Source organism: Streptomyces sp. Z423-1 (assembly GCF_013009255.1).
Taxonomy (GTDB): domain Bacteria; phylum Actinomycetota; class Actinomycetes; order Streptomycetales; family Streptomycetaceae; genus Streptomyces; species Streptomyces gossypiisoli.
Map to the genome: position 1 here is coordinate 1,302,066 of NZ_CP053109.1, position 12,404 is coordinate 1,314,469.

General features: G+C 71.7%; 9 protein-coding genes. 4 read left to right on the forward strand and 5 right to left on the reverse strand.

The window, feature by feature from the left end; genetic code table 11:
• Positions 1-102: 102 nt before the first annotated feature.
• Positions 103-2,637, forward strand: a complete 2,535-nt coding sequence (locus HJD23_RS06025; RefSeq protein WP_171109377.1) for an ATP-dependent Clp protease ATP-binding subunit — start codon at positions 103-105, stop codon at positions 2,635-2,637.
• Between the two features lie 29 nt (positions 2,638-2,666).
• Here HJD23_RS06025 and ggt read toward each other — a convergent pair whose 3' ends face one another.
• Positions 2,667-4,469: a gamma-glutamyltransferase gene (gene ggt, locus HJD23_RS06030; RefSeq protein ID WP_171133992.1), complete on the reverse strand. Its 1,803-nt coding sequence runs from the start codon at positions 4,467-4,469 to the stop codon at positions 2,667-2,669.
• 115 nt (positions 4,470-4,584) lie between these two features.
• On the opposite strand from ggt, the gene HJD23_RS06035 reads away from it, so the two are divergent.
• Together HJD23_RS06035 and HJD23_RS06040 are read left to right on the forward strand one after the other, a co-directional pair.
• Entirely contained in the window at positions 4,585-5,337 is a 753-nt protein-coding gene (locus HJD23_RS06035) for a hypothetical protein (protein WP_171109376.1), read from the forward strand.
• A 125-nt stretch (positions 5,338-5,462) separates the two neighbouring features.
• Positions 5,463-7,031, forward strand: coding sequence for an alpha/beta fold hydrolase (locus HJD23_RS06040; protein ID WP_171109375.1), 1,569 nt, complete (start codon positions 5,463-5,465; stop codon positions 7,029-7,031).
• A gap of 128 nt (positions 7,032-7,159) precedes the next feature.
• Here the strand turns inward: HJD23_RS06040 and HJD23_RS06045 are convergent, their stop codons facing one another.
• Positions 7,160-7,567, reverse strand: coding sequence for a DUF6278 family protein (locus HJD23_RS06045; protein ID WP_171109374.1), 408 nt, complete (start codon positions 7,565-7,567; stop codon positions 7,160-7,162).
• 181 nt (positions 7,568-7,748) lie between these two features.
• Between HJD23_RS06045 and HJD23_RS06050 the strand changes: the two genes are divergently transcribed.
• On the forward strand, positions 7,749-9,509 hold the full coding sequence (locus tag HJD23_RS06050) for an SGNH/GDSL hydrolase family protein (RefSeq protein WP_171109373.1): 1,761 nt from the start codon (positions 7,749-7,751) through the stop codon (positions 9,507-9,509).
• A gap of 31 nt (positions 9,510-9,540) precedes the next feature.
• Here the strand turns inward: HJD23_RS06050 and HJD23_RS06055 are convergent, their stop codons facing one another.
• From HJD23_RS06055 to pcaC, 3 genes are read right to left on the reverse strand one after another with little or no spacing between them, the layout of a single operon-like run.
• Positions 9,541-10,320, reverse strand: a complete 780-nt coding sequence (locus tag HJD23_RS06055; RefSeq protein ID WP_171109372.1) for an exodeoxyribonuclease III — start codon at positions 10,318-10,320, stop codon at positions 9,541-9,543.
• Positions 10,321-10,370: 50 nt separating this feature from the next.
• Entirely contained in the window at positions 10,371-11,003 is a 633-nt protein-coding gene (locus HJD23_RS06060; RefSeq protein WP_171109371.1) for an MBL fold metallo-hydrolase, read from the reverse strand.
• 34 nt (positions 11,004-11,037) lie between these two features.
• Entirely contained in the window at positions 11,038-12,336 is a 1,299-nt protein-coding gene (gene pcaC / locus HJD23_RS06065) for a 4-carboxymuconolactone decarboxylase (protein WP_171109370.1), read from the reverse strand.
• Positions 12,337-12,404: the final 68 nt, after the last annotated feature.

Consider the following 12,404-nt stretch of genomic DNA (forward strand, 5'->3'; position numbering starts at 1 on the left):
CCCCGATCGTGCCAAGGTGTTAAGGAGCGTGCCCCACGTTTAGCCGCGCAGCGCCGGCGCACTCGTGCACACCGGTACGCCGATCAGCGAAACGGAACTGTGATGACCAGCGGCTTCCCTGGCCCGGAGGGCATGAACCCGGACCCGTTCGGAGAATTCCTGGCCCGCTTCTTCGGCGGCCCCCGCCCGGGGCCCCGCCAGATCGACATCGGCCGGCTGCTCAGTCAGCCGGCCCGGGACCTGGTGCGCGGCGCCGCCCAGTACGCCGCCGAACACGGCAGCCGGGATCTCGACACCCAGCACCTGCTGCGCGCGGCGCTCGCCAGCGAGCCGACCCGGAGCCTGCTCAGTCGGGCCGGCGCGGACCCCGACACCCTGGCGTCGGAGATCGACGAGCGCTCGGGCCCGGTCCAGCACCCGCAGGGCGAGGTCCCGCCGCCCACCTCGCTATCGCTCACCCCGGCCGTCAAGCGCGCCCTGCTGGACGCGCACGACCTGGCCCGCGCGAGCGGCACCGGTTACATCGGCCCCGAGCATGTGCTCAGCGCCCTCGCCGCCAACCCGGACTCCGCCGCCGGGCACATCCTCAACGCGGCCCGCTTCGCCCCCTCCGGCCTGCCGCCGGAGGCCCCGGACGTCACGCAGGCGCGCCCCGAGCAGGCCCGCCCGGCGGCCACGCCGACCGTCGACAAGTTCGGCCGTGATCTCACCGACCTGGCCCGTCAGGGCCGTATCGACCCGGTGATCGGGCGGGACGAGGAGATCGAGCAGACGATCGAGGTGCTGTCCCGGCGCGGCAAGAACAACCCCGTGCTCATCGGTGACGCGGGGGTGGGCAAGACCGCGATCGTGGAGGGGCTGGCGCAGCGGATCGCCGACGGTGACGTGCCCGACGTACTGATCGGGCGGCGGGTGATCGCCCTGGACCTGCCCGGTGTGGTCGCCGGAACCCGTTACCGGGGTGATTTCGAGGAGCGGCTCAACACCATCGTGGGCGAGATCCGCGCCAACTCCGACCGGCTGATCATCTTCATCGACGAGCTGCACACGGTCGTCGGCGCGGGTGGCGGCGGCGAGGGCGGCTCCATGGACGCGAGCAATATCCTCAAGCCCGCCCTGGCCCGCGGTGAGCTGCACATCGTCGGCGCCACCACCCTGGAGGAGTACCGCAGGATCGAGAAGGACGCGGCGCTCGCCCGCCGTTTCCAGCCGATCCTGGTCCCCGAGCCGACTGCCTCGGACGCCATCGAGATCCTGCGTGGCCTGCGCGATCGCTACGAGGCCCACCACCAGGTCCGCTACACGGACGAGGCCCTGGTCGCCGCCGTCGAGCTGTCCGACCGCTATCTCACCGACCGCCGCCTGCCCGACAAGGCCATCGACCTGATCGACCAGGCGGGCGCGCGGGTGCGGCTGCGCGCCCGCACCAAGGGCACGGACGTACGGGCCTTGGAACGGGAGGCCGAGCAGCTGGTCCGGGACAAGGACCAGGCCGTCGCCGCCGAGCAGTACGAGCAGGCCACGCAGCTGCGGGACCGGATCACGGAGCTGAAGCGGCGGATCGCCGAGGCAAGCGGCGACGAGGAGGCCGACGAGGGACAGAACCTGGAGGTCACCGCCGAGGCCATCGCCGAGGTGGTGTCGCGGCAGACCGGCATCCCGGTGAGCAGGCTGACCGAGGAGGAGAAGGAACGGCTGCTCGGCCTGGAGGAGCACCTGCACGAGCGGGTCATCGGCCAGGACGAGGCGGTCCGGGTCGTCTCCGAGGCGGTCATGCGCTCCCGCGCGGGGCTCGCCAGCCCGGACCGGCCGATCGGCAGCTTCCTGTTCCTCGGCCCGACCGGCGTCGGCAAGACGGAGCTGGCGCGGGCCCTCGCCGAGGCGCTGTTCGGCAGCGAGGAGCGGATGGTCCGGCTCGACATGAGCGAGTACCAGGAACGGCACACCGTCAGCCGCCTGGTCGGCGCGCCGCCCGGATACGTCGGCCACGAGGAGGCCGGGCAGCTCACCGAGGTCGTGCGCCGGCACCCGTACTCACTGCTGCTGCTCGACGAGGTGGAGAAGGCGCACCCCGACGTCTTCAACATCCTCCTTCAGGTCCTCGACGACGGCCGCCTCACCGACTCCCAGGGCCGCACGGTCGACTTCACCAACACGGTGATCGTGATGACCAGCAACCTCGGCTCCGAGGCGATCACCCGGCGTGGTGCGGGAATCGGTTTCGGCGCGGGCGACGCCGAGGCGGACGAGGAGGCGCGGCGCGAGCAGATCCTGCGGCCGCTGCGGGAGCACTTCCGCCCCGAGTTCCTCAACCGTATCGACGAGATCGTCGTCTTCCGCCAGCTCACGCCGGATCAGCTGCACCGCATCACCAACCTGCTGCTGCAAGGCACCCGCCGCCTGATGCAGGCCCAGGGCATCCTGGTCGAGTTCACCGACCCGGCCGTGGACTGGCTGGCCCGCCAGGGCTACCAGCCGGAGTACGGGGCCCGCCCACTGCGCCGCACCATCCAGCGCGAGGTCGACAACGAACTCTCCCGCCTCCTCCTCGACGGCCGGGTACAGGAGGGCGACCGGGTGAGGGTGGACACGGAGAACGGCAGGCTGACGTTCCGGACGGAGAGCGCAACGGCGTAACCGCCGGCGAGAGCGCGGCCGCACGAGCGTCACCGCACCGGCCACACCACCATCGCCGACCCGCCCCCACGCCGTTCCTTCTCCGCCGCCGCCAGCCACTTGCCACCCGGCAGGCGCTGGACGGCCGTGGCCGCGCCGATCTCCTGGGTGAGGCGGAAGGAGTGGCCGATGTCCTGCAACCGCTCGCGCACCTCGCTGTCGTCGTACAGCCCGGGCTCCACGTCGGTCTGGGCGGCGTTGCGCTGGCTGGCTCGCGGTGCGGCGATGGCGTCGGCGAGCGGCAGTCCGCGGTCCAGGAAACCGGTCAGCGTCTGCAGCACGGTGGTGATGATGGTCGCGCCGCCGGGCGAACCCAGCGCCACCACCGGCTTCCTGTGCTCGTCCAGCACGATCGTCGGCGACATCGACGACCGCGGGCGCTTGCCCGGACCCGGCAGATTGGGGTCGTGCACCGCCGGGTTGGCCGGGGTGAAGGAGAAGTCCGTCAGCTCGTTGTTGAGGATGAAGCCGCGCCCCGGGACGGTGATGCCACTGCCGCCGGTCTGCTCGATGGTGAGCGTGTAGGAGACGACGTTGCCCCACTTGTCGGCCGTGGTGAGGTGGGTGGTGCTGTCGCCCTCGTACGTCGTCGGGGCCGCCGTGCCGCCCGCGGAGCACGCCGCCGGGTCACGCGGGTCACCCGGCGCGACCGGGCTGGTCAGCACCGCGTCGTCCTTGATCAGGCACGCCCGCGAGTCGGCGTACTGCTGCGACAGCAGCTCCTTCGTCGGTACGTCCTCGAAGGCCGGGTCGCCCACCCAGCGCCCCCGGTCCGCGAACGCGATCCGGCTCGCCTCGATGTAGCGGTGCAGGTACTGGACCTCGCTCGCCTTCGACAGGTCCGTCCGCTCCAGCATGTTGAGCGCCTCGCCGACCGTGGTGCCGCCCGAGGAGGAGGGTGCCATCGCGTAGACGTCGAAACCGCGGTACGAGGTCTTGGTGGGCGCCTGGTTCTTGGTGCGGTAGGCGGCCAGGTCCTTCAGCGACAGGTCGCCGGGGCGGGCGTGGTAGCCGGAGGCCGGGTCCACCGGGGGCTCGTTGACGGTGTCGACGATCTCCTTCGCGAGCTTGCCCCGGTACAGCGCGCCGACGCCCTTGCGGCCCAGCTCCTCGTAGGTCTGTGCCAGGTCGGGGTTGGTGAAGGTGGAGCCGACGACGGGCAGTTCACCGCCGGGCAGGAAGAGCTTCGCGGTGTCCGGGAAGTTCCGGAACCGCGCTTCGTTGGACGCGGTCTGAGCGCGGAAGGTGGCGTCGACGGTGAAGCCGTCGCGGGCCAGCCGTTCGGCGGGCTTCAGGAGGGTGCGCAGCGGCTTGCTGCCCCAGCTCTTCAGCGCCGTCTGCCAGGTGGCGGGGGTGCCGGGGGTGCCGACGCTCAGTCCGCTGGTGACCGCTTCGGCGAAGGGAATCGCCTTGCCGTTCTCGGTGAACAGCTTCTCGTCGGCCGTCAGCGGCGCGGTCTCACGGCCGTCGATCGTGTGCACCGAACGGGACCGGGCGTCGTAGTAGACGAAGTAACCGCCGCCACCGATCCCGGCGGAGTACGGCTCCGTGACGCCCAGCGCGGCGGCGGTGGCCACGGCCGCGTCGACGGCGTTGCCGCCCTTCCTCAGCACCTCGATGCCGGCGGCGGAGGCGTCCGCGTCGACGCTCGCCACCGCGCCGCCGTGGCCGACGGCGACCGGGACTTTCTCCACCGGCGTCGTCCGGGGCGCCGGGGGCGCCGCGGCCCCCACCGACACCACGGCGGCCGACACTGCCAGAACCGTCAGTTTCCGCACGACAGGGCGACGCATCCGCACCTCCAGTCAGGGACCGTTCGGGCAGCCTAATCCATGGGCATGCTCGCGTCAGGAGCCCAAACCGCCGCCCTCGAACACCATTTCCCTGCGCCCGCTACCATGCGCCCCCATGACTGACGACGTGCGCAACATCGTCCTGGGCGTGATCGCGGCCGGTCTCAGCGCCGCGCTCGGCTGGCTGGCCCGCACCTACCTGTGGAAGCGCAAGCTCCGCCGCAAGCAGGCCTTCTTCGGGCTGCCCGACAACTCCGAGTCGCTGCTCGTGGTCAACCGGGACGCCGGCAGCCCGGACCTGGCGGTGCACCGCCACGACGTGTTCGCGCTGCTGGAACTGTCCGCCCTCATCAAGGACTGCGGGGCGAACGCCCAGGTCGTCACCCAGGACGCGGCCCAGCAGGGCTTCGGCGAACGGACCGAGTTCTGTGTCGGCGGCCCGGCGTCGAACCGGCGGATGCTCGCCCACATGTCGGCGATGCTGCCGGGCGTACGCGTCAACATCGACCCCGAACCCGGCCCGGACCGCGGCGCCTTCCAGATCGGCAGCGAGCGGTACCGCATGGACGCCGGGGTCACCGAATACGTCCTGCTGGCCCGGATCACCGCGGGCCAGTCGAGACCGGTGTTCCTCTTCTGCGGTCAGCGCGCGATCACCAACCAGGCCGCCACCCGCTATCTCGCCCGCAACCACGAGCGGCTGGCCCGCAAGCACGGCAACCACACCTTCGTGCTGCTGCTGAAGGTGGTGAACTCCCAGGCGTACGGCCCGGACGTGGTCGAACTGGTCGCGGATGTGACCAGGGCCGCCCAGGCACCCCTCCCCACGGCCGCCGCCGCTCCCCGCACTTCACACCGCGCCTCCTAGGCTCACGCACTTTCTGCACTGTTCAATGATTGTTACTTTCACGTAACTTACCGACGGGTTACCCCCGGTAAGACGCCGCGGTTACCGTCGGGTCACTTTGCACTGAAACGAGTGAGGAGTGACCCGTGGGACTCCATCGCAAGGCCCTGCGCACGACCGCCGTGGGCGCCGTCTCCGCGACTCTGGTCGCCGGTAGCGCCCTCGGGCTCGCCCCCGCCGCCCAGGCGGCCCCCCACCCCGTCCGTTTCGTCGACATCACCGGCGACAGCGGCACGATCCTCAAGGCGAACGTCGTCACGCCCGCGGGCGCCGACGCCGGCCGCCGCTACCCGCTGCTCGTGCTGCCCACGAGCTGGGCCACGCCCCAGATCGAGTACCTCGCACAGGCCCAGAAGCTCGCCGACTCCGGCTATGTCGTGGTCACTTACAACACCCGCGGCTTCTGGCAGTCCGGCGGTTACATAGAAGTCGCCGGGCCACCCGACATGGCCGACGCGTCCCGGGTCATCGACTGGGCGCTCGCCAACACCCCCTCCGACGCCGAGCGCATCGGCATGGCGGGGGTCTCGTACGGAGCCGGCATCAGCCTGCTCGCCGCCGCGCACGACAAGCGGGTCAGGGCCGTCGCCGCGCTCAGCGGCTGGGCCGACCTGATCGACTCGATCTACTCGGGCCGCACCCAGCACTCCCAGGCCGCGGCCCTGTTGCAGGGCGCGGGCCACATCACCGGGCGGCCCAGCCCAGAACTCCAGCAGGTGTTCAAGGACTTCTTCGCCTCCAACCTGGAGAAGGAGCCGGAGCTCATCGCCTGGGGGAAGAAACGTTCCCCCGCCGCCTACGTCGACCGGATCAACGACAACGGCACCGCACTCCTGCTCGCCAACGCCTGGGGCGACACGATCTTCCCGCCCAACCAGTACGCGGACTTCTACGAGAAGCTGACCGTCCCGAAGAGACTCGAACTGCGCCCCGGGGACCACGCGACCGCCGAGGCGACCGGGCTGCTGGGCCTGCCCAACGACGTGTGGACAGGCACCGAGCGCTGGTTCGACCACTACCTCAAGGGCGAGGACAACGGCATCGACCGCGAGCAGCCGGTCCGCCTCAAGTCCCGCACGGGCGGCGGCTACGAGGGCTACCCCGACTGGAAGTCGGTCGCCGCGACCAGCCGGAAGATCGACCTCGCGGGCTCGACCACGATCCGCGCGAACGTCAACTCGGGGGCCGACGGCGGGGTCATCCTCCTATCCAGCATCCTCGACCAGGTCGCCCAGCTGCCCCCGACGGCCTCGATCCCCCTGCTGCCGCGCCGCTGGGCCGCTGTATGGCAGTCGGAGAGGTACACGGCGACCCAGCAGGTGCGCGGCACCGCGAAGCTGCACACGACCCTCACCCCGACGAAGGCGAGCGGAACCCTCGTCGCCTACCTCTACGACGTGGGCCCACTCGGCCTCGGCAAGCTGGTCAGCAACGCGCCCTACACGTTCCACGGGCGTACGCCAGGACAGCCGTTCGGCGTCGACCTGGAGCTGTTCTCCACGGCCTACGACGTCCCGGCAGGGCATCGGCTCGCCCTGGTCGTCGACACCGTCGACCCGCTCTACATCGAGCACAACCCGTCCGGCGCGCGGCTGACCTTCTCCTCACCGGCGAACGACCCGTCGTACGTGTCGATTCCGCTGCGCGAGCAGTGATCTGCGGCCGCCACCGGACGGGCCTGGCTCGGGGTACTGCCGCCCCCTACGGCCGGACGGCCGTGGGGGGACCCATCACAGGGCTGAACGGCACATCGTAGTCGAGGTCCGCCGGACGCGAACACGTATCAGTGCTCGGCGACTTCCGCGTACAGCTGCGACAGCTCGGGCACCCCGCTCGCCGCCCACTCCTGACCGGAGGCCACGACGTCGAACTCACGGCCGGACGCCAGCCGCACCACCGGCCGGCCGTCCGGCCCGATCTCCCAGGCCGCGCCGGGCACCGTGCGCACGATCACCGTACCCAGGTACAGACCGGCGTCATTGCCCAGCCAGGGCAGAATCTCCTCGTCGTCCCGCCAGCGCGGCAGCAGCTGGTCGAGCGCCTCCAACGAGGCCACGCTGTCGTCGAGTTGGACGCCCGCCCGGCCCGCCTGGGAACGGAGCAGCTCGCACTCGGCCAGGAGCTCGGCGATGCCCTCGGGGTCGAAGACTCCGGGCTTCTGGCCTCGGTGGCCCAGGAAAGGGATGTTCATACGTCCAGCCTGTCATTCGCACCGGCGTGCGCACCACAGGCGCGCGGACGGTCACGTCCGGTCGTCCGGGCGGTTTCACGCCGCGTTCGCGTAGGGTTCGTTGACCAGCCCCGGGCCGCCTCCCTAGCTTCACGATCATCGCTTTGCCGCAGGAAAGTCAGGAAAGCAGGAGGTCCGGTTGGTGCGCCGAGGTGTCCGGGGGTTCGTGGTCGTCCTCGTGCTGATCGCGTCCGTGCTGCCCACGGCCTCCGCACAGGCCACCCACGACGGGACGGCGGCGCCGCTGCCGCTGGAGCGGCTCTTCGACAACACCGCCGTCAGCGACGACACCAGCCCCGCCGAGGCCGACTTCGACGGCGTGGGCGCCTCCCTGTCCGCCCAGGACCTGGTGGCCGCCGGCTGGACGCCCGGCCGCGCGCTCACCGTGCAGGGCGCCACGCTGACCTGGCCGGACCGGGCCGTGGGCGAGCCGGACAACGTGCGCGCCGACGGCCAGAGCGTGGCGCTGCACGGCCGGGGCGACGCGCTCGCCTTCCTGGTCGCGAGCACGTCCGGCGCCGACCTCACCGCCTCCGGCACGGTCTCGTACGCCGACGGCGCCCTCTCCCCGTACGTCCTCACCGCGCCCGACTGGCGGCGCGGCCCGCTCGCCACCAAGGCGGTGGCGCTGCCGCATGTCAACACGCCCGGCGGTCAACTCGCCGAGAAGGCGCGGCTGTACGTCGTGACCGTGCCGGTCGACGCGGGGCGGACCGTCGCCTCGGTGCAGCTGCCCCTCGCCCCTGACCTGCATGTCTTCGCCCTGTCGGTACGTGCCGCCACGGCCGGCTGGACGGGCAGCTGGGCGACGGCGACGTCCGGGCATCCGGCCGTGGGCCCGTGGACCGACCGGACGCTGCGGCTGGTGGTGCACACCTCGGCGGGCGGGCCCCGGGTGCGGCTGCGGTTCGACAACACGTTCGCGGCGGCGCCGGTACGCATCGGTGGCGCGACGGTGGCCGTGCAGGACACGGGCGCGGCGGCCGAGGGCACGCCGGTGCGGCTGAGCTTCGGCGGGGCGCGGGGCGTGGAGATCCCGGCGGGGGCCCAGGCGTACAGCGATCCGCTCGCCTTCGACGTGCCCGCGGGTGCCAATCTGCTGGTCAGCTTCCACCTGCCCGGCCCGGTCGCGGCGGCGCCGGTGCACCGGCTCGCGCAGCAGCGCTCGTATCTCAGCGGGCCGGGCGACCACACGGCCGACGGCGCGGCGACGGCGTACCCCACCGTGCTGACCAGCTGGCCGCTGCTGACCGGTGTGGAGGTGGCAGGCGGGCCGGGGTCGGTCGTGCTGCTCGGCGACTCGATCACCGACGGCGAAAAGTCCACGGTGGACGCCAACCGGCGCTGGCCGGACGTGCTGGCCGGGCGGTTGCTGGCGCAGAGCGCGGTGCCGCACTACGGGGTGCTGAACCAGGGCATCGCGGGCAACAACGTGATCAGCGACCGCTATCCCGGGGACGGGGTCTCCGCGGACGCGTCCGGGGTGAGCGCGCTGCACCGGCTCGACCGGGATGTGCACGCGCAGGCCTCGGTGCGTACGGCGGTCGTGTTCGAGGGCATCAACGACCTGCGGGTGGGCAGGAGCGCGCGGCAGCTGACCGCCGGTCTTGAGGAGATCGCCGACCGGGCGCACGCGCGCGGGCTGCGGGTGCTGGTGGCGACCCTGCTGCCGTGCGGCGGCGAGCCCCGCTGCACGGCCGCCGTGGACACCGAGCGGACCGCCGTCAACGCGTGGATCCGGCAGAACGACGTGTTCGACGGGGTGCTCGACTTCGACGCGGCGGTACGGGATCCGGCGCGGCCGACGCGGATGCTCCCGGCGTACGACAGCGGCGACCATCTGCATCCGGGGGACGCCGGGTTGGCGGCGCTGGCGGAGTCGGTGGATCTGACGCTGCTGTGAGTCGGCCCGGGTTGCCGGGGTTGCCGGGGTTCTAGACCTCCAGGTCCACCACCACCGGCGCGTGGTCCGAGGCTCCCTTGCCCTTGCGCTCCTCGCGGTCGACGTAGGCGTCCTTGACCGCGTTGGCGAACGGCTTGTTGCCGTAGACCAGGTCGATCCGCATGCCGCGGTTCCTGGGGAAGCAGAGCTGGCGGTAGTCCCAGTACGTGAACGGGTGGTCGTACTTCAGCGGGCGCGGGACCACGTCCGACAGGCCTGTCTCGCGCAGCGAGGTCAGCGCGGCACGCTCGGCGGGCGTGACGTGGGTGAGGCCCTCGAAGGCGGCCACGTCGTAGACGTCGTCGTCGGTCGGCGCGACGTTGAAGTCGCCGAGCACCGCGAACGGGCGGGTGCCGCCCGCGTCACCGGTGACGGCCGCCTTCAGCGCCTCCAGCCACTGGAGCTTGTACGCGTAGTGGGCGTGATCGACCTCACGTCCGTTCGGCACGTACACCGACCAGACGCGGATCGGGCCGCAGGTCGCGGAGATGGCGCGGGGTTCCACCGAGCCGTCGTAGCCGGTGTCGCCGGGCAGGCCCTTGACGACGTCCGCGATGCCGAGCCGGGAGAGCACCGCCACGCCGTTCCACCGGCCGGTGGCGTGCACCGCGGCCTCGTAGCCCAGGTCGCGCAGTTGGTCGAACGGGAACTGCTCCTCGGCGACCTTGGCCTCCTGCAGGCACAGCACGTCGGTGTTGCTGTTCTCCAGCCAGGCCAGCAGCCGGGGCAGACGGGCGGTGATCGAGTTGACGTTCCAGGTCGCGATGCGCATGCCTCACAACCTACCGGGCGGGTCCGACAACGCGTCCCGCCCGTGGTCCGTCACAGCTCCGCGGACTCCCCCGGCGTCAGCCGCAGGTGCCGGGAGCCGCCCAGGGCGCCGATCTGGTTGTCGTAGATCGGGCGGGCGAGGTCGGTGAGGAGGGCGTCGTGGATGTCGTACGCCCGCTGCGGCTTCACCTCGCGGACGTAGTCGATGACCTCGGAGATCTTGCTCCACGGCGCCATCACCGGCAGCATCAGCGTCTCCACCGGTTGGTCGGGCACGGTGAGGGCGTCGCCGGGGTGGAAGACGCGGCCGTCGATCAGGTAGCCGACGTTGGTGATGCGCGGGATGTCCGGGTGGATCACGGCGTGCAGTTCGCCGTGCACCTGGACGTCGAAGCCCGCGGCGGTGAACGTGTCGCCGTGGCCGACGGTGTGCACACGGCCCGGGAATGCCGTCGAGATCTTCTCCGCGACGGACCTCAGCGTCCAGATCCCGGCGTCCGGGTTGGCCTCCAGGGCGGCCCGCAGCCGTTCCTCGTTGAAGTGGTCGGCGTGCTCGTGGGTGACGAGGATCGCCTCGGCGCCGACCGCGGCGTCCGTCTCGCTGAACCCGCCCGGGTCGAGGACGAGCGTCCGGCCGTCCTTCTCCAGACGGACACAGGCGTGCGACTTCTTCGTGAGCTTCATGGGTCCATCCTGCCCGGGCGTGTGTGGTGGGGGCCTACTCCTGAGGTGTCGTCTCCTCTCTTATGACCTGCTGGGCGACCCTGAACGCGCTGTTCGCCGCCGGTACACCGCAGTAGACGGCCGCGTGGAGCAACACTTCCTTGATCTCGGCCGGGGTGAGGCCGTTGCGCAGGGCGGCTCGGGTGTGGAAGGCGAGTTCGTCCAGGTGGCCGCCCGCGATCAGGGCGGTGAGGGTGATGCAGCTTCGGGTACGGCGGTCCAGGCCCGGACGGTTCCAGATCTCGCCCCAGGCGTAGCGGGTGACGAATTCCTGGAAGTCCCCGGAGAACTCGTCGGCCTGCGCCAGCGCCCGGTCCACATGCGCGTCGCCGAGCACCTCGCGCCGCACCTTGATCCCGGCGTCGTACGGATCCGGCCGCCCGTCCGCCTGCGGGTCCACGGCGGCCGGGGCGATCTCGGCGACGGGCGTGGCCTGCGGGGGCGGCGGCGCGGCGAGGACCGGCTTGACCGGGGCGGCCGCGATGGCCATCTGACCGGTGGCGTCGAACGCGGGCTGCCAGGCGGTGGAGAAGTGCATGACCAGCAGGTCCGTGACGGCGGCGGGCTGCTCGACGGGGACCAGGTGGGAGGCGCCGGGTACGACGGCGAGGCGGGCGTCGGGTATCCCGGCGACCAGCGTGCGGGCCTCGGCGGGGCCGGTGACCTGGTCCTCCGAGCCGACCAGGACCAGGGTGGGCACGCCGACGCGACCGAGTTCGTGCCGTACGTCGAAGGTGGCGAGCGCCTCGCAGTCGGCGATGTAGCAGCCGGGGTCGGTGGTGCGCACCATCTGCACGGCCCACTCGGTGATCGCGGGCTGGGCGGCGGCGAACCCGGCGGTGAACCAGCGGTCCGGCGCGGTGCGGGCGATCGGGTCGAGCCCGTTCGTCCGGACGATCACGCCGCGCTGGCGGAACTCGTCGGGGGTGCCGAAGCGGGGCGAGGCGGCGATCAGCGCGAGCGAGGCGAGCCGCTCCGGGTGGCGCAGGGCCAGCTCGACGCCGACCGCGCCGCCGAGGGCGCAGCCCGCGTAGCCGAAGCGGTGCACGCCCAGGCTGTCGAGGGTGGTGAGCAGCCGGGCGGTGAGGTCGGTGACGGAACCGGCGGGGTAGGCGGGGGCGCCGCCGTGTCCGGGCAGGTCGTACCGGAAGACGCGCCACTGCTTCATCAGCTCGGGGACCTGCCGGTCCCACATGTGCCATGTGGTACCCAGTGAGGGACCCAAGATCAGGACCGGAGCGTCTTCTGGCCCGTCAAAGCGGTATTGCAGGGTGTTCGGTGGTGTCTCACTCACCCGCCTGAGCCTCTCATCTGTCACGAGATGTCACATCGCCGGGGTGGGTTAGCGGGCCTTGTCCCGCT